The sequence below is a fragment of the Larsenimonas salina genome, from assembly GCF_023736155.1.
GTDB lineage: Bacteria > Pseudomonadota > Gammaproteobacteria > Pseudomonadales > Halomonadaceae > Larsenimonas > Larsenimonas salina.
Genome location: NZ_JAMLJJ010000001.1, coordinates 416,700 through 434,549 on the forward strand (window position 1 = coordinate 416,700; position 17,850 = coordinate 434,549).

Consider the following 17,850-nt stretch of genomic DNA (forward strand, 5'->3'; position numbering starts at 1 on the left):
ACTGCATCGCGTGCATGCACCTCGACTACTGAACTCAGGCGTTGATGTCGATTGCAAGTGAGCCAATGTCATTGGATTGAGCGATGACACCACTGTCATGCAGGAAGCGATCAAAACGGCGGTAGCGCCCCGTATCAAGCGCCGCGGGCCTTAACGCAAACCGAACGATGCTATCGAACCAGGCGCTTTGATTGACCGGGTTATCAAGTACCGGATCATACTGCTTGAACGTTTCCCAGCCCTCTTGTGGGTGATTGACGATCCATAGCGCGGCTTGCTCGAGGGCGGCCATGAATCGGGCGTAGGCTTCCTTTCGTGAAGCCATTTGATGGCGCTCTGCGATGAAAATCAGCTCTTCATAGGCTGGAATGCCGTGCTCTTCTATAAAGAAGGGTCGGCCTTCAACGCCTTCCTGACGCATCTGGGCCAGTTCGAAATTTCGAAACGCGCCCGTGACGGCGTCCACCTTCCCGCTGATCAGTGCAGGTGTCAGAGAAAAATTGACGTTGACGAGATCGACATCGGCTTCGCTCAAGCCGCTGTCCCTGAGCATGCCATCAAGTAGAACCCGCTCGACACCGCCGACCGAATAGCCAATGCGCTTGCCTTTAAGATCTGAAAGGCTTTCTATGCCGCTGTCCTTGCGGACTACCAGTACGTTCAGGGGGGTATCGATCAAGGTGCCAATGCGCGTCAGGGGCAATCCACTGGCTGCATGCAGATGAAGCTGGGGCTGATAGCTCAGGGCAAGATCGATCTTGCCAGCGGCCACCAGTTTTGGGGGGGCTGATGGGTCTGTCGGCGCCTGAATGGTGAGGTCAATGCCGTGTGCGTCGAAAAGCCCCTTTTGTTTGGCAATGATCAATGGGCCGTGACTTGGGTTGGCGTACCAGTCGAGCATGACGGTCAATGATACTGGGGTTGAGCGAGCCTGAGTGTCATTGCCGTGAGCCTGGGCGCTAGGGCTTTGAGACGTCTCGGCACGCGCCGAGTTGGTAAGCACCGCACTTGGCAGCAGCGTAGCCGCGCTCAGGGCCGAGGCATGCTTGAGCCAGGCTCTTCGGGAAAACGGACGTTTTATAGACATGGTGCACATCTCTTTATCGGGTGTGGTGAACGTGTGTCGTATGCGTGCCTTATTGCTCACTGAGGCTCTGCCAGGGCACCAGCCAGCGACAGAGCCAATCGACGCCTTGGTAAAGCAGAACGGCAATGACAATCAAAATGAATAGGGCGGCGAACATAAGATCCGTTTGCATGCGCCCGTTGGCTTGAAGCATCAAGTAGCCCAACCCATGGCTTGAACCGACCCATTCGCCGATAACCGCCCCGATGGGAGCCGCGGTTGCGGCCATTCGAAGCCCTGAGCAGAGTGATGGCAGGGCAGCCGGGAAGCGAATCCGAAAGAGCTGCTGGGCGTTCGATGCGCCGAGTGTTTGGCCGAGATCCGTCCAGGCAGAGGGCGTCTGACGAAGGCCGTCGTAGCAGGTTGATGCGATCGGGAAATAGATGATGAGTGTGGCCATAACTACTTTCGAGGCAAGCCCATAACCCAGCCAGAGCATCAAAATCGGCGCAATTGCAAAGATTGGAATGGTCTGAGAGGCCAGCAGTAGCGGCAGCACCAGTCGACGCACGGGGTACCAGGCGGCAAGCGTTAGTGCGGTGGTAATGCCCAAAAGCGTTCCGCTGATGAATCCGAGCACGACTTCAAGTCCGGTGGTGAGTCCATGCGACCACAATAGCGATGAGTAACGGACAAGTGCGGCAAGGACGGCCTCAGGGCTTGGAAGGATATAGCGAGGCACACCGGTGATACTGACGATGAGTTGCCAGCCTGATATCAAGAGCAGTACGGCCAGTAGGGCAAACGCTGCATTTGACAGTGAACGAGTGTCTTTCATTGATGACCTAAAAGGGTGATGAGCTCTTTTTCAGCGTCTGCTCGCTGTGAAAGCGAGAGCGCCTTGGGCGGGCCACCGCAGTCGAAAGGGGCCAGTCGCCCTGATGGGCTCAACACGAGAATGCGGTCGCTTAAATGCAGGGCTTCACCGGGGTCGTGGGTTACCATCAAAACGGTGCGATCCGACAAAAGCGACGTGGCCAGTTCGTGCAGGTCGTAACGGGTAATGGCATCGACGGCCGAGAAGGGCTCATCCATCAAAACGATTGGTGATGGGCGCATCAAGGTTCGAGCCAGTGCAACGCGTTGGCGCTGGCCGCCGGAGAGGGTATAGGGGCGCGCTTCGGCTTTATCCGCCAGATTCAGGGTTTCCAACAATGCGATGGCTTCGGCTCGCCGGGCTGAATTTTTTGGTCGACCTTGAAGGCGGTCTCCGAGCAGCAGGTTCTCGACCACGCTGAGCCAGGGAAAGAGCGCGTCCTGCTGAGCCATCCAGGCGAACGCTTGAGCGGGGAGTGCGTGGCCTGCATGGTCACTCAGGCGCACCTGCGTGTCCTTGGAGCCATTCAAGCCAGCGACCAGTCGAAGCAGCGAGCTTTTACCACACCCGCTTCGACCCAATAGACAGCACCAGCTGCTCGGGGCAAGCTTCAGAGAAAGGTCTCTGAAAAGGGGGGTGCCCTGGTAGGCAAGGCTGGCCTCCTCAACGGTGAGCCCTAGAGGAGTCGATGTCACGGTGCACAGCCAATTGGCATGAATAGATACATGGGATATCCCTCCGCCGGTATGATCCGGATCAGGTTCGATGGGTTGTGCGCTGTGCACTCTCAGCCGTAAGGCACCCCAATCCTTTCTGGTACTCTAACGTGTCCATCGTATTGCTGGCTAGCATGTGAGGTAAAATGCATCTCCCTCCCGAGCGCCTGACGGCTGAGCTTGAACGGTTGCTTCTTGAAGCGCCCCTGACGCCTTTGCCACTGCTGTTTTGTGACAGTGCGAACTGGTTATGGCGCGCGCCAATGTCAAATCAGTTGATCAAAGTGGCACGCACATCGCCCGTGGAAGACCCCTTTTGGAAAGGGATGGCGACACTCTTTGGCCATGATCGATGGGAAGACGCGTCTTGTATGCCTGAGCTTCGAGAGCGACTTACGCGAACGCATTCCGGGTTTCTCGAGCTTTACTATAAAGGGCTAGTTGAGCATCGCCCGGTCTGGGCGCTGCCCTGGGTCGATGGGTGCGAACCGGATGCTCCGCAAGTGGCTGCCTGGCTTGGAGAATGGCTGAAAACGCAGGCCCAATTCGACGGCTTAAATCGCTTTGAGTATGGCAGTATAACCAGGCCTGAGTGTCGGCGGCCGTTATTGACGTGGCCTCAAGCGCTTACCGCATATGTCCACGAACACGTTCCGGCGTCAAGCGTTGCTCAGTTGCCGGACAGTGCCGAGCTTGGGGAAACGCCCGGTGCCGTATATTGTCTGGTCGATGCGCGCCGCGATCAGTTCATTCACACGCCGGAGCGCCTTTGGTGCGTCGATTGGGAAGCCTGTGTGATTGCGCCTCTGGAGTTTGCGCTGGCCATGATCGAGCTTGTGTTCGCGTGTTCGTCACCCTCGGTGCATGCACGCTTCAATGCGCATTTTCGAACTGTATACTCGTTGACGCCATGTCAGCGCGCCTGGTGTCGGTCGGCGTTATGGGCAATGAATAGTACTGGGGAACATGATTGGCAATGTGTAATTGATCTGCCGAACTGGCTGGATTTCTGAACCACTCATCGAATATGGGGATGCCCCTTGGGTGATTTGAATAGTATTTATCTGGTTGCCGGGTTACTGGTTGCCTTTAGCATCTTGGCGAGCCGAATTTCGGCGCGCGTGGGCATGCCGTTGCTGCTGCTTTTTTTATTCATCGGCATGATGGCAGGAGAAGACGGCCTACTGGGTATCAATTTCGATGATTATTCACAGGCGTACGTTATTGGGCAGTTGGCGCTTGCCATGATACTGCTTGATGGCGGTCTTCAAACTCGGATGTCGACGTTTCGTGTCGGATTGAAGCCTGCGTTGTCGCTGGCAACGCTTGGCGTGTTCATTACCAGCGGTCTGGTAGGGGTTGCTGCGGTCTGGCTTCTGGACCTGTCGTGGATTCAAGGGCTGTTGGTGGGCTCTATCGTTGGCTCGACCGATGCGGCGGCCGTTTTTTCGATGCTCAAGGGTCAAGGCGTCACACTCAATGAGCGCGTCGGGGCAACGCTTGAGATCGAATCGGGGACCAACGACCCCATGGCCATTTTTCTGACACTGGCTTTCTCTCAGACACTGACAGGCCAGGTGAGTGGTGTGTCTGACAGTCTATTGTTGTTCGTTCAACAATTTGGCTGGGGGTTGGTGTTTGGGCTTGGCGGCGGATGGTGTGTCGGGCGTTTACTTAAATGGCTTGATCTTGCCTCTGGCTTATACGCACTTTTGACACTTGCGCTTGCACTGGCAATCTTTGCCGTGACAAACCTTACTGACGGCAGTGGTTTCCTGGCGATTTACCTGGCGGGCTTGATGATTGGCAACATTAAGGGTCGTCATATTGAGCACATCGTGCCGTTCAACGATGGGCTTGCCTGGCTCAGTCTCATTGTTTTGTTTCTTGTGCTCGGTCTATTGGTGACCCCGACCCAGCTTATGGCATATTTCTGGCCCTCGGTCGCGGTATCAGTGCTGCTTATCTTTGGCGCGCGACCGATCGCGGTCATTCTAAGCCTGAAACCTTTCTTTCGATTTCGTTGGCGAGAAGTGTTTTTTATTTCCTGGGTCGGTCTACGAGGCGCGGTTCCGATCGTGCTAGCGATCCTGCCGGTGATCAGTGGCGTTGAAGACGCCTCACTCTATTTTAATGTCGCCTTTGTCGTAGTGCTCATGTCGTTGGTGGTCCAGGGCATGAGCATCGGGCCAATGGCAAAATGGATGCGTGTCATCGTACCGCCAAAATCGGCGCCGTCTCGTCGCAAGGCCCTGGGGGTCTTTCCCGAAAACGATTATGAGATGTTGATGTACAAGATCGATAACCGTGGTGTGGAAGACGTGCCACTGCGCTACTTGAAGTTTCCTTCCGGCACGTCGCTCGCGGCCGTATTCCGAAGTAATGCCATGATTCATCCGAAAGGCAGTACTCGGCTGGAAAAAAACGATCTTGTATGTGCCATTGGACGATCGGAAGACGTTTCTTCGCTCAATAAAATGTTTGATGGCGAAGCACGCCTCAAGCTTGCAAGAGATTTTTATGGCGCATTCATCATGGAAGGTGATGCTCCGATGAAAGATATTGCCGGTGCGTATGGTCTGACATTGAGCCTTGGAGAGCAGGAGTCAACGTTAGGAGCGTTCATTGCACGTCGTGTGGGTGGGTACCCGGTTGTTGGTGACGATGTGGACTGGCATGGCATTCACTGGGTGGTGCATGAGGTGGATGGTAATGCAGTTACGAAAGTCGGGCTTAGGTTGCAGTGAAAAATCATCCTTTTTTGGCATGCGTATAAAGCGTGATCGCGCCGTAATTATTGTGTAACATAGGGTATCTTTTTGGTTTTTTTTGTAGTTCGCTGGCTAATTAGCTTCGTAAACTTCCTTTTTTCAACCTATGCGTTTATGCCTGCGCGAGTAGACTTAGAACCATAAGCAGTACATAGACAGGAGTCGGCCATGACATTAATCGAGCTTTTGGGAAAATACAGGACGGCAACGCTTGAAACAGAGCGTCTAGTTGCCGAAGGAATGACAGGCGGTGCCTCTTCAGATGAGCTCTTCGAACTGCTGAAGTGGCAGGGCAACATGAAGCATCATTATCAGGTGTTGGTGCGCTTTATGGTTTACCCGTTTATAGCGCCGGATCTTGAATGCGGGCGCTTGACGGAGCAAGCCTATATTAACAACCTCTGCCACGACCTGACGGTCAAGAACGCTAATACGCTTTCACACATTCTACTCTTCCTTTCCAACGCCTATTCAGCTTACGTGCGATGGGATTCCGAGCATGCCCTATCGGCCTCGGTATAGCTTCCTCGAATTTCCTCTGGCTCCTTTAAAGCGCTTACTAAAGCGCTTTTTTTATTTTCTTTGCGCTGCGTTTGTGTGTTTTAGGTAACAGAACATGTCGACCATGTGAATACAAGCCTCAGGTGAATTCAAGTGGCTTCATCGGTAGTGTAATTATCCATCTTCTTAAGTATTAGTCTAGTTAATATCTTTGTGCTACATCGATATTTAGACTAATCTTATGTATGAGGTCTCGAGTTGAAAGGTTATCTTCAAGATGCTGTTTCTAAAAGGTTATAGTTATATTCAATCTTTTTTAGGTCTATGGTAGCTATTTTTTTCACAAAAAAGACGGATAAGGAGGGAGAAAGGTTTGTAATCTTTTAGTGCTATGTGTAACCTGTGCTCACAAAGTAACAAAAGATTTCATTGCAGCGAAAATCTAGCGAATTAGATTACAAAAAAATACATTAACGGCGACACTCGAGGAAATCATCATGAATCCGACTTCTAGCCTGCTTGAAGATATTCGTAACGTTAATCTTTCATATCTTCTTTTGGTTCAGCGACTTTTGAACGAAGACCGTGATCAAGCCATGTTTCGACTCAAGCTTGAACCCGAAATGGCGAAAAAGCTGAGCGACCTTCCAGTGTCGGAGCTTGCAAAGCTTGCAAGTTCTAGCCAGCTGCTTTGTCATTTCGCACTTGATAGCACCGAAGCGTTAACCACTCTGACCGGCGAGGGTCGTACAAATGACCTTCAACGGACTCATGAAGCCATTTTGCTGGCAGGCCGCTCTGATGCTTCAGAGAAAGTGCTGAGCGGAGGAAAGCGCCGTGGCTGAGAAAAGTGTCCTAGGGGAAGTCAAGCAGGTACAAACCGCGATAGAACTTATTGAGCTGGGCGCGCGCTTGCAGGTTCTCGAGTCGGAAACCGACCTGAGCCGAGGACGCCTGATTAAATTGTACAAGGAAATTAGAGGCGTATCTCCACCCAAGGGCATGCTTCCGTTTTCCGCAGATTGGTTTGTGACATGGTCGCCAAACATTCATTCATCGCTCTTTTACAATATCTACCAATACGTTAAAGAAAACGGCGATTGCGACAGACTTAATGCATTAATCAAGAGTTATAAGCTGTATCTGGAGCAAGTGTCATTGCTCGAAGAGGATGAAGCGGTTCTGGGTTTGACCCGTGCCTGGACGCTGATCCGGTTTTTCGAAAGTGATCTTCTACAATTAACACGATGCACTCGTTGTGACGGCAAATTCGTGACTCATGCGCACAGTATTGAACACAACTTCGTGTGCGGGATCTGCCAGCCGCCGTCTCGTGCAGGTAAAACCAGGAAAGCTGCCGAGAAAAAACGTCTTCAGCAACAAGAGGGAGTCGACCAATAAAGGACATGCATGTAAGTACTGTGGTGTTGTCGAATTATTCATACCTAAATTCCTTGCTGTGTTAGCCCTGTTGGATATTCCAACAGGGCTTTTTTTACTAATTAACAGAATTTGGTACATCAAATGCTAAATTCGAGCTGCACTCCACTTAGATAGCAAAAGGTGCTTCCAGTAGCTTTTTGCCCCAAGAGCGTCAATTTATCGCCTGTTACTTCAAACCTCATTTTGACGGCTTCGGGCGGATCAAGCGCTGCATCGACACTGTGTTTATCGTAGTCGTGGTCTTGAATCTAGAAATCTCCCTTTCGAATGCTGTCGTTTGCTGCTCTACTTGCAATAAGGGTTAGCGTACCACAAAGGCCTTGTGGCAAGCCGTAGATGGTCAGCGCTTCGAACACTTCATTGTGGCCAGAGTACAATCCGTCCTGAACGAGTGCCGGGTTTAATATGCTGGCTTGTTCAGTGTTTGACTCGATCTTTCTGCCTTTGTTGGTATGGCCGCTATACCCCATCGATGTTGCCCAAATGCCATTCAGAGGATGGCCATCGGTTGTAAATATCCGAGAACAACCTGCGGCGCCATTCTTTCCGTTCGTCGTGGCAGACTCGTTGCCTGCAATCATGGCGTTGATGCCAGTAAATGCCTTTTTTTGATCTGGGCTAAAGGAAAGTATTATTTTTTTCCCCTTTGAAATCAGATGCTTTGGCTGGCGGTCTCGAATGCATAAGTTCCCCAATTTTCATTGCCCACCAAGTACGGATTGCACGCCTCATTGGTATCGAGGGGTGAACATTGTCATCTTGAAGTCAGGGCGACAGCATTCGTGTGAGCGCATAGAAATCCCAGGCGGGTCGGTCGTTTTGCCAATCCCAAATCAAGGGAGAAAACTCTTTGATCAATGGCCAGCAAATTTCTCGATTATATGCTGCGGTTTCACGAGGTTTGGACGATTCTGAACGCCTATAAAACAATCCAGGTAAATCGGTATCAGCCCCTTATCTTCGATTCCTTTCAAGACGGTTCGCATGCCTTGATTAATTTTCTCGCGTGCTCCTGAGTATGGCTCGTTTTCACTCACTGAATTACCAGGGCCGTGAACCAAGACCAACCCTTTTTTGGCGCCGTTCATGGGGGCAAGCATGTCGTCTAACTTGCTGACGTAACCTTCGACAGTTCGGCCGGAAACGGCCATGCCGGTTACCCAGTTCGATGATTGAGGCAGGCCAACTTGGGCTAGCCGAAACTGCATTTCTTCTGCATCTTCATTTCCGTTACCCGTCATCCACATGATCGATGCCCCAAAAGCCCCGATTCGATCCGTATATTGAGGCATATGAGTGCCGTTGATTGCGCCTGCATACGTGAATAGTCCATGCGTCACCTCGCGTTTGATAAATGCCGATTGGCAAGGGGCATCATGGAAGTGTTAGATGCGCTTAGCACTGGAAGGGCAGTGTTACAAGAACCGTTACACCTACAGCTTGTCAGTGCAGGCGCTTAGCTGACACGTTAGTTCGGGCGCTGAGATAAAGTTCGAAAGAGTCCGATAAAAAGTCGCACTGTATCTAGAGGCTCAAGAGCGGAGCGCATGAAGACCTCAAACGGTTTTGGATCAAATTTGCGCGAGGACGAAGTGTTATAAACACCAGAGGGTTCATTCTTCAAGAGGAAATGCGTCAGCGTGCTTGGCTTGTAATCGCTTGATGTATGCCGTTCCTGTTCGTGTATGCCATTTATAGACAAGCATACAGCGCGGAAAACCTAAAAAAGGGGGAGGACGATTATGTAAGAATATACATCATATTCTTTCTGAGGGACACCGCTACTGGGCTTGAAAGAATATCGAGGAAGGGTAATGAATGTCTATGGTGCGGAAGGAGAGACTCGAACTCTCACGCCTTGCGGCACTGGAACCTAAATCCAGCGTGTCTACCAATTCCACCACTCCCGCGGTAAGACGATGTGCATTCTACCGATTTTGTATGCCTATGCAAGCACTTGGTTTTCATTGCTTAAACTATAAATTTTCCCGCCGTTAAAGCGAATCTAGTCGGCAAAAGATTGAGAGTAATGTCTGTCTTCTTGAATTGGTGCAACATAAGATGCGTGCGATGCCAGTGTTCTGCCATGAAAGGGCAAAGCCTGTGTCGTATGTGTTACGACGCACTTCCTTTTAATCGACACGCGTGCAGCCAGTGTGCATTGCCCTTATCAGAACTGGGTACAGAGTATTGCGGTCAATGCCTGGTCAAAGCCGTTACACCCTTTTGCGTTACCGCGCCGTTTGAGTATGGCGGTGACCTTGCCTGGCTCATCACGCGTTTTAAATACCATCACGACTTTCGAGCGGGGCGCATTTTGTTGCAGTTACTGCTTGAGCATGCATCCTTTCATTCCCTAGGCGTTAAAAATCGCTTATTGCCAGTGCCGTCGCATCCCACACGTCAAAGAGCGCGTGGTTTTGATCCTGTTGCATGGCTTGCCAATAAGCTTTCCAGGAAGATGGGGTGGCCCTTACTGAGAGCCATTAAGTCCCATTCGGCGCCTGCCCAGCGCACATTAACGCGTCATCAGCGTCTTCAACTTTCCTCCCGCGTTTTTACACTCGATGAACCGGCCGTAGGCCAAAACATCGTAATTTTCGATGATGTGATGACGACTGGAGCGACGCTGACCGCGCTATCAACTCCGTGTTTTCAGGAAACGGCTACCAGCGTAAAAGCACTTGTGATTGCCCGAACCCCGAAAGGAGGTGAGTTTGATAACATGCAGGCCAATCCAGGGAGCCCCCATGACACATCCTTTTGAAACCCTTTCCCCCGAACGTGCAATCGACATGATTGAAACACTCGGGTTCATGGTTGATCGCGACCCCTTCGCACTCAACAGTTACGAAAATCGCGTGTTCGACTTTCAAGATGAAAACCGCCGGCGATTTATACTGAAGGTCTATCGTCCTGACCGCTGGACAAGCGCGCAACGCGCCGAAGAGCTTCAGTTTATCGAGTTTCTGGCTCAAAGCGGGGTGCCTGTTGGTACCCCCTGGCAAGCTTCGAACGGTCAGGTGCTTCATCGATACGAAGACTTCGACTACGCCATATTCAATGCGCTGCCCGGTCAGGCCCCGGAGCTTGATAATCCAAATCACCTATTTGCGCTGGGTGAGCTTGTCGGGAAACTTCACCATGCCTCCAGAGGGTACTCATTTAGTGAGCGGCCGGTTTGGGCGCCATTGTCTCTGCTTGAGCACGCGGCGAGCGTGGTTCTTGAAAGCGGATTTCTCAGTCATCGGCAAGCGCAGGTCTACGAGAAACTAACTACGGAATTGATCAGCCAGGCCCGGTCTTGGCCGCTTGAATCATTGACGATGTTCCCGGTGCACGGTGACTGTCATATCGGCAATATTCTCGGGCGTGAGGATGAGTTTGGCCTGGTGGATTTTGATGACGCTCGGACCGGCCCGGCCATCACGGATCTATGGCTGATGCTGACGGCCAAAGAGGCGTCAGAGGCTCAAGGTCAGCTCTCTGAACTATTAGAAGGGTATGAGCAACACCTCGATTTTGATCGGCGCGAGCTTGATTGGGTCGAGCGGTTGCGTGCGGTACGAATGGTGCGCCACGCCGCCTGGATTGTAGAGCGCTGGAGCGACCCGGCCTTTCCGGCGGCCTTTAACTGGGTGGGCAATGAAGCGTATTGGGACGACCATCTGAAAGCCTTGGAACAGCAGCGTCATGCCTTATCCGATCCGCTCTGGCTCGCTTGACCGTCGGCAAGCTCTGCTTGGAATGACGGCGCTTGCCCTGATGCCTTGGAGAGAGAGCAAAGCGGATACGTCAGAAGAGTCCGCGACGTGGCTTGCAAAATTTCCGGCACTCGAACGGCAGTTCAATGATGCAATGGCCACTCTTGATGAGTGGGGTGGTCAGGCTCAGACATCTCTGTCGGATTATGACGCGCTCTTTGAGGCGGTTCGATCCAAAGCGGGCGCCTATTGGTCTGAGGTAAAGCTTTCGCAACCCAAGCGGCTGGTTGCCTATGATCAGGCTTACCGCAGTCGAGCCGAAATCGATTTCGAGCACGGCGCCGTGATCATTGAAACGCTTGACACGCACGCATCAACCGACGCACTTGTTGAGTTGATCAAGCGAACGCTTTCGACACCAGTCGATGATCCGAGTGTGGATCAGGGGCAATTGAGTCGAAAAAAACGTGATGGTATCCAGGGGCTTTTGAAGGGTCAGGTTGTCGATCAGGAGGGGCGCAACGTACGTTTTGCCTGGCGGACCGATCGCTACGCTAAGTGGCTTGCAACGCACAGGGTTGAAACCGAGCGACAGGCGAACGGTAAAAAAGTACTTAAGGTAAATATACCGTTATCTAAAAACCATCTAGGCGTTCGAGCCAAGCAATTCATGCCCTCGGTCGAAAAGGCAAGTCGACACCATAAGGTAGATCCGGCTCTTATCATGGCCATTATCTCAACCGAGTCGAGTTTTAATCCCTACGCCGTAAGTCATATTCCCGCATTCGGGCTTATGCAAATCGTTCCTCGTACGGCCGGCAAGGACGTGTTTCATCGCGTCTATAAGCGCACCGGTATGCCTTCGAAAACCTTTTTATTCGATCCTCGAAAAAACATCGATGCGGGAACGGCCTACCTGGCACTTTTAGATACGGTTTATTTGAAAGGCATTCGCAATCCTAAAAGCCGCCGGTGGTGCGTAATTGCAGCCTATAACGGCGGTGCCGGCAACGTATTCAAGGCATTCGGTGGCGGGCGCTCGAGCGCTCTTGCGCGCATCAACGCGCTCAGCGCACAGGCTGTCTATCAACATCTGCGCACACGGCACCCTGCCGGAGAAACACGTCGATATGTCTTGAAGGTGGGAAAAGCCCATCAACGCTTCAAGCCATTGGTCTAGAGCTAAACTCGAACTGCGAAATGCATGAGGGTGCGATACCATAGGCGCCTTTCGCCGCGCCCGCGGCCAACCTGTCTTTCGAAGAGATTGAATCAGCCCATGTGTGACGAGCTCTCCCACCACTTTCAGGAAATCATCAAGGGTCTGGGCGAAGACCCGGATCGAGAAGGGTTACGTGATACCCCCACTCGCGCAGCCAAGGCCATGCAGTTTTTAACGCGTGGCTATAATGAGTCGTTGGAAACCCTGGTTAATAACGCGGTATTTACGTCAGACACCGATGAGATCGTCCTGGTCAAGGACATCGAGCTGTACTCGATGTGTGAGCATCATATGCTACCGTTCATAGGTAAATGCCACATCGGTTATCTGCCGGATGGCAAGGTGCTGGGGCTTTCGAAATTCGCTCGCATTGTCGATATGTATGCGCGCCGACTGCAGATTCAGGAAAACCTGACACGTCAGATTGCTGAAGCCGTCAGGCAGGTGACCGGCGCCAAGGGCGTTGGGGTCATTATCGAGGCGAAACACATGTGCATGATGATGCGAGGGGTCGAGAAACAGAATTCGAGCATGAGCACGTCGGTCATGCTTGGCTCGTTCCGTCGTAACATTGAAACCCGGCAGGAATTTTTATCTCTGGTACGTCATCAATAACCGTACCTTTAAATGCATTACCCGAGATCAGGATGGAAGCGCCATGACTATGCTGCAAGACAATGGATTGTTTCGCCCGTTTGCCTTTATTGATGGCAGTTGGGTCGCAGCCGACAGCGGTGAACAGATCGAAATTGATAATCCCTCGACCGGCGAGGTTATCGCTCGAGTGCCCAAAATGGGACGCAAGGAGACCGATCGTGCCATCGACGCTGCGTATGCGGCTTTTGAAGCTTGGTCTGAGCGAACCGCACTCGAACGAGCCGATATCCTCTATCGCTGGTATGAGTTGATGATGGAGCATCAGGCTGATCTTGGGCGATTAATGACGTTTGAACAGGGCAAGCCTGTAAAGGAAGCCGAAGGTGAGATCGCTTATGCGGCCAGCTTTTTGCGCTGGTACGCTGAAGAAGCTCGAAGGGTCTATGGCGATACCATTCCTGGTGCCAAGTCAGGCCAGCGTATCGTTGTACTCAAGCAGCCAGTGGGTGTCGTTGGGGCAATTACTCCATGGAATTTCCCCTCCTCGATGATTACACGCAAGGCGGGGGCAGCGCTGGCTGCAGGGTGCTCGATCGTGGTCAAGCCGGCAAGCCAGACCCCGCTTTCCGCGACGGCTCTTGCCGTACTTGCCGAGCGTGCGGGCGTGCCTAAGGGGGTTTTCAATGTTCTCCCAGGCAGTGCATCGGAAATCGCGGGCGCACTGACGGAGTCGCCCAAGGTTCGAAAGATCACTTTTACAGGATCTACCGAGGTGGGCCGTACGTTGATGGCCAATGCCGCGCAGAATATTCAAAAGATCTCGCTTGAATTGGGCGGCAACGCGCCATTTATCGTGTTCGAGGATGCGGATCTGGACGCAGCCGTTCAAGGGGCGTTGGCGTCCAAGTTTCGAAATGCCGGCCAAACCTGTGTCTGCACCAATCGGTTTCTAGTGCAAAACAGCATCATCAATGCCTTCAGTGAAAAGCTCGCGGCGGCCATGAACAGCGATTTGGCGGTCGGTGACGGGTTTGAGAGCGGGGTGACTGTCGGGCCGATGATCGATGACGATGCGGTGAGCAAGATGGCTGAACATGTTGAGGACGCGGTCGACAAGGGTGCAGAGCTTCTGTTGGGTGGTCAGCGCCACGCAAAAGGCGGGCGCTTTTACCTACCGACATTGGTCAGCGGCGCGACTCAGGATATGAAGGTCGCTCATGAAGAAACCTTCGGACCATTGGCCGCTGTGTTTGGTTTCGACAGTGAGCGCGAGGCACTTGAGATGGCAAACGATACCGAGTTTGGCTTGGCTGCCTATTTCTACAGCAGAGACATCGGTCGTATCTGGCGGGTGGCAGAAAAGCTCGAGTATGGAATGGTGGGCATCAATGAGGGCCTGATTTCCAATGCCGCTGCTCCGTTTGGGGGCGTCAAGGCCTCTGGGCTTGGTCGAGAAGGGTCCAAGTATGGGCTTGATGAATACCTTGAAACCAAGTATCTCTGCTTGAATATCAGTTAAGTTTTATGTCTTGCGCTAAAAAAACCGGTCTTTGACCGGTTTTTTTATGGTGCGCTTTGGGGGGCGTTTCGTTGTATTAAGGCGCGAGCTCCATTTTTCTGCCCTGAACATAAGTGGCGTGAATGGCGCGGTCATCGCCCAGTATCATCAAGTTGAACAGCATTTCAAATAACGTGGTTGCTTGGCTTGCCTTGCGAGCAAGTGCCGGTGATCCCTTCGGGTCGAGGATGACGATATCGGCCTCAAAACCAGGTTTTAGTTGCCCAATGCAGTCATCAAGCGACAGCATTGCCGCATTGCCATGCGTTACCTGATAAAACCCTTGCCATGGGGTATAGGACACTCCCTGAAGCTGACACACCTGATAGGCTGCCGCCAAGGTATGTAATTGAGACAGGCTGGTACCTGCGCCAATGTCGCTTGCAATTCCAAGCGTTACCTTGCTCTCACGTGCCGCGTTAAAATCAAAAAGCCCGCTGCCCAAAAAGAGATTGGAGGTCGGACAGAATGCAATCCGGCCGCCTGCACTATGAAGACGCTGACGAACACTGTCGTCGATGTGAATGGCGTGAGCGAAAATGGAGCGATCTCTAAGCAGCCCTGCACGGTCGTAAACATCCAGATAATCCCGTGCGCTTGGGTAAAGATCGCTGACCCAGGCAATTTCATGGGTATTTTCGCTCAGGTGCGTTTGAACGATGAGATCCGGATAGTCCCTTGAAAGGGTGCCGGCCACGTGCATCTGCTCCGGCGAGGAGGTCGGCGCAAATCGCGGTGTGATGGCGTACTCAAGGCGCCCCTGGCCATGCCAGCGCTCGATCAGAGCGCGACTTTCATGCTCTGCACGTTCTGGCGTGTCGGTCAGCGCGGCAGGTGCATGTCGATCCATCATGACCTTACCACCAAGCATTCGGCATCCGCGCGCAGAGGCCGCCTTGAACAAAGCGTCGACCGAGTTCGGGTGGCTGGTACAAAACGCTAGAGCTGTGGTAGTCCCGTATCTCAGCATTTCTGAAATAAATGCATCGGCCAGTGCTTCGGCATACGCAGGATCAGCAAACCGGGCTTCTTCGGGAAACGTGTAATCATTTAGCCAGTCAAGCAGCTGTTTACCGAACGATGCGATGATGTCAAGTTGGCTGAAATGCACATGAGGATCGATAAAGCCCGGCATGATGAGCTTATCAGGGTAGTGATGAAGCGCTGTATCGGCCGGTAGGTGAGAGAGAAGCGCACCGGCCTCACCAACATGTTTTATGTGACCTCGCTCGATCCATAACAGACCGTCCTCAAGATAGACAACACTGTCGTCTTTTGGGATGACGTCGACTCCGGGATCGGCGGAAAAACTTAGCAGTGGGCCACGAAGGGCAAGTGTTGGCTGGTGGTTCATAACATTGGTCGGTGGTCTACGTATCGGCAATCAGAGCAGTGTCATGCCTATCGGTCTAGGGTTCAACCCGGCTTTCACCAAGCGCCTAACTTTTTCCGGGCGTCTATCCCACTAGCATTGGGCGTGTTTTTTCATATGCGTTTTTCATTACATTCACTCTTCATTTCCAGACCTTGTTGTCGATAAAGCTTAAGTGAGCGGCTAGGTGCCGAGTCTTGGATGGCTTTAAGCGTTTAATAAACGTTCTTGGTGATGGGAAATCTAACATGGCGATTCTTGATCGATTGGCAAGCGTTCGTTACCGACTCATCGGCGCATTCGGTAGCGGGGTGGTGGTGGTTGTAGGTATCGGTGCGTTCGGAGCCTATGGCATTCAAGAAGCCAGTACGGACTTGAAGCGTGTATATGAACAAAACCTGCTTTCAACTCAGATGGTTGGGAACATTAAAAGCGAGCTTTCTGAAATACGTGGGCAAGCGCTGAGTACGACAACGCTTCGAGATGACCAAGAGACCGCCAAAGTTTTGAGAAATATCGGGGAACCACAAGAGATGCTCAGCACAAGCCTTGCTGCGTATTACCCTGCGATGATTTCCTCCGAAGAAGAGCGTCAAACGGCCATTCGGTTCATCAATTCCTATGACCAGATGGAAGCGGGCATGGCGCGCATGCTTCAGGCGATTAAGGGGGGCGACTATGATCGCGCCCGCGATGCCTATGTTAGTGAGGTCAGGGATGCGTTCGTGGCAACCCGAGGCATCAGCGACGAATTGTTGGACCTTCAAAAAACGCAATCAAGAACATTCTATGAAGCCGCGGCCAGTCGCGCTCAAACCGAACAGTGGTTGATCTGGCTCGCGATGATTCTGGCGGGCATTTCTACGGCCGCGGTTGGTTATTGGACGCTTCGCTCCATCATTACTCCGCTATCTCGCGCTCAAGAGCTTACCGGCTCGATTGCGGAAGGGCGCCTTGATAATGCAATCGATACGCAGCGTACCGATGAATTTGGCGACATGCTGCGAGGGCTGAATGCAATGCAGCAGCGCCTGGCCTCTGTGGTAACTCGAGTGCACGATAATTCCGAATCTGTCAGTTCGGCTGCCCGGGAAATCGCATCCGGCAATGATGATCTGAGCCGTCGAACACAAGAGCAAGCGGCAAGCCTTGAACAGACCGCGGCGTCCATGGAACAAATGACCTCGACGGTGCGCCAGAACGCTGAAAACGCGATTCAGGCCAATGAGTTGGCCTCAGGGGTGAGTGCTCAAGCCCAAGAAGGGGGCGAAGTAGTAGAGCGGGCCGTTCGGGCCATGAGCGAAATCAATGCGTCGAGTAAAAAGATCGCCGATATTGTCGGAATGATTGATGAAATTGCGTTTCAAACCAATCTTCTTGCCTTGAACGCAGCCGTCGAGGCTGCGCGTGCCGGTGAGCAGGGGCGCGGCTTCGCTGTGGTTGCCTCCGAGGTGCGCAACCTTGCCCAACGCAGCGCCAAGGCCGCCAAGGAAATTACGGGCCTCGTCGAGGAAAGTGTTCATAAAGTGGAGTCCGGCTCTCAGCTTGTTACGCTTTCCGGTCAAACACTGACCGAAATTGTGGAAAGCGTTAAAAAGGTTAGCAACATTGTGGCCGAGATTTCCAATGCGAGTCAGGAGCAGTCGACCGGTATCGATCAGGTCAACCAGGCTGTTTCTCAAATGGATCAGGGAACGCAACAGAATGCCGCGCTGGTCGAAGAAGCGGCGGCCTCCAGCCGTACGCTTGAAGAGCAAGCTGATCAGCTACGCCGTGAGGTCGGTTTCTTCAAGCTCAGTGCGTCCGGTGCAAACCAGCGCCTCGATGCTCGGCTTGCGCCGCAAGCCCCCTCGATGAGTGCTCGAAAAACAGGCCATGCCGCCAGTACCCAAAAGGCGCCACCCACTAAAGCGAAAGCATCTCCTGCATCGTCTCGGTCCACTGGCCCCAAAAAAGCACCGGCCATGACGAGTGCGGGTGGTGATGATGATTGGGAAACGTTTTGATCGTTAAGAAATGAGTC

At 52.6% G+C, this 17,850-nt stretch carries 16 protein-coding genes, 1 tRNA gene and 1 riboswitch; of the genes, 10 read left to right on the forward strand and 7 right to left on the reverse strand.

The annotated features are described in order from the left end of the window. Positions 1 to 34: 34 nt before the first annotated feature. Genes NAT23_RS01975 through NAT23_RS01985 form a run of 3 tightly spaced genes read right to left on the reverse strand, consistent with a single transcriptional unit; the run spans position 35 to position 2,638 of the window. Positions 35 to 1,087: an ABC transporter substrate-binding protein gene (locus NAT23_RS01975; RefSeq protein WP_251924985.1), complete on the reverse strand. Its 1,053-nt coding sequence runs from the start codon at positions 1,085 to 1,087 to the stop codon at positions 35 to 37. Positions 1,088 to 1,136: 49 nt separating this feature from the next. Continuing rightward, entirely contained in the window at positions 1,137 to 1,904 is a 768-nt protein-coding gene (locus tag NAT23_RS01980) for an ABC transporter permease (RefSeq protein WP_251924987.1), read from the reverse strand. Then, entirely contained in the window at positions 1,901 to 2,638 is a 738-nt protein-coding gene (locus NAT23_RS01985; protein WP_251924989.1) for an ABC transporter ATP-binding protein, read from the reverse strand. Before NAT23_RS01985 ends, NAT23_RS01980 begins: the two co-directional genes overlap by 4 nt. A 20-nt stretch (positions 2,639 to 2,658) precedes the next feature. After that, positions 2,659 to 2,759: riboswitch (TPP riboswitch) on the reverse strand. A gap of 46 nt (positions 2,760 to 2,805) precedes the next feature. Between NAT23_RS01985 and NAT23_RS01990 the strand changes: the two genes are divergently transcribed. The 5 genes from NAT23_RS01990 (at position 2,806) to flhC (ending at position 7,332) form a co-directional block, all read left to right on the forward strand. After that, on the forward strand, positions 2,806 to 3,672 hold the full coding sequence (locus NAT23_RS01990; protein WP_251924991.1) for a hypothetical protein: 867 nt from the start codon (positions 2,806 to 2,808) through the stop codon (positions 3,670 to 3,672). A gap of 27 nt (positions 3,673 to 3,699) precedes the next feature. Further along, positions 3,700 to 5,406, forward strand: a complete 1,707-nt coding sequence (locus tag NAT23_RS01995; RefSeq protein WP_251924993.1) for a potassium/proton antiporter — start codon at positions 3,700 to 3,702, stop codon at positions 5,404 to 5,406. A 192-nt stretch (positions 5,407 to 5,598) separates the two neighbouring features. Continuing rightward, positions 5,599 to 5,952 (forward strand): hypothetical protein, encoded by a 354-nt coding sequence (locus NAT23_RS02000; RefSeq protein WP_251924995.1) that lies wholly within the window; start codon positions 5,599 to 5,601, stop codon positions 5,950 to 5,952. Between the two features lie 476 nt (positions 5,953 to 6,428). After that, a complete protein-coding gene (gene flhD, locus NAT23_RS02005) occupies positions 6,429 to 6,776 on the forward strand; it encodes a flagellar transcriptional regulator FlhD (RefSeq protein ID WP_251589929.1) in 348 nt (115 codons plus the stop codon). Next, positions 6,769 to 7,332, forward strand: coding sequence for a flagellar transcriptional regulator FlhC (gene flhC, locus NAT23_RS02010; RefSeq protein WP_251589930.1), 564 nt, complete (start codon positions 6,769 to 6,771; stop codon positions 7,330 to 7,332). The genes flhD and flhC overlap by 8 nt, the downstream gene beginning before the upstream one ends. A gap of 290 nt (positions 7,333 to 7,622) precedes the next feature. On the opposite strand, the gene NAT23_RS02015 is transcribed toward flhC, so the two are convergent. The 3 genes from NAT23_RS02015 to NAT23_RS02025 form a co-directional block, all read right to left on the reverse strand. Continuing rightward, positions 7,623 to 7,955, reverse strand: a complete 333-nt coding sequence (locus tag NAT23_RS02015) for a hypothetical protein (RefSeq protein WP_251924997.1) — start codon at positions 7,953 to 7,955, stop codon at positions 7,623 to 7,625. 273 nt (positions 7,956 to 8,228) lie between these two features. After that, the gene (locus NAT23_RS02020) at positions 8,229 to 8,666 is read right to left on the reverse strand and encodes a hypothetical protein (RefSeq protein ID WP_251924999.1); all 438 of its coding nucleotides are present in this window, start codon (positions 8,664 to 8,666) and stop codon (positions 8,229 to 8,231) included. A 533-nt stretch (positions 8,667 to 9,199) separates the two neighbouring features. Then, positions 9,200 to 9,284, reverse strand: a tRNA-Leu gene (locus tag NAT23_RS02025). Between the two features lie 840 nt (positions 9,285 to 10,124). Here NAT23_RS02025 and NAT23_RS02030 point away from each other — a divergent pair. The 4 genes from NAT23_RS02030 to NAT23_RS02045 all read left to right on the forward strand — a co-directional run bounded on the left by NAT23_RS02030 (position 10,125) and on the right by NAT23_RS02045 (position 14,416). After that, entirely contained in the window at positions 10,125 to 11,099 is a 975-nt protein-coding gene (locus tag NAT23_RS02030; RefSeq protein WP_251925000.1) for a serine/threonine protein kinase, read from the forward strand. 22 nt (positions 11,100 to 11,121) lie between these two features. Then, complete coding sequence (locus tag NAT23_RS02035) at positions 11,122 to 12,258, forward strand: murein transglycosylase domain-containing protein (protein WP_251925002.1); 1,137 nt, start codon at positions 11,122 to 11,124, stop codon at positions 12,256 to 12,258. A gap of 99 nt (positions 12,259 to 12,357) precedes the next feature. After that, positions 12,358 to 12,915: a GTP cyclohydrolase I FolE gene (gene folE, locus NAT23_RS02040; RefSeq protein ID WP_251925005.1), complete on the forward strand. Its 558-nt coding sequence runs from the start codon at positions 12,358 to 12,360 to the stop codon at positions 12,913 to 12,915. 43 nt (positions 12,916 to 12,958) lie between these two features. Beyond that, on the forward strand, positions 12,959 to 14,416 hold the full coding sequence (locus NAT23_RS02045; protein ID WP_251925007.1) for an NAD-dependent succinate-semialdehyde dehydrogenase: 1,458 nt from the start codon (positions 12,959 to 12,961) through the stop codon (positions 14,414 to 14,416). A 76-nt stretch (positions 14,417 to 14,492) separates the two neighbouring features. Here the strand turns inward: NAT23_RS02045 and guaD are convergent, their stop codons facing one another. Further along, on the reverse strand, positions 14,493 to 15,809 hold the full coding sequence (gene guaD / locus NAT23_RS02050; protein ID WP_251925009.1) for a guanine deaminase: 1,317 nt from the start codon (positions 15,807 to 15,809) through the stop codon (positions 14,493 to 14,495). Between the two features lie 215 nt (positions 15,810 to 16,024). On the opposite strand from guaD, the gene NAT23_RS14725 reads away from it, so the two are divergent. Then, a complete protein-coding gene (locus NAT23_RS14725; RefSeq protein ID WP_286009898.1) occupies positions 16,025 to 17,833 on the forward strand; it encodes a methyl-accepting chemotaxis protein in 1,809 nt (602 codons plus the stop codon). Positions 17,834 to 17,850: the final 17 nt, after the last annotated feature.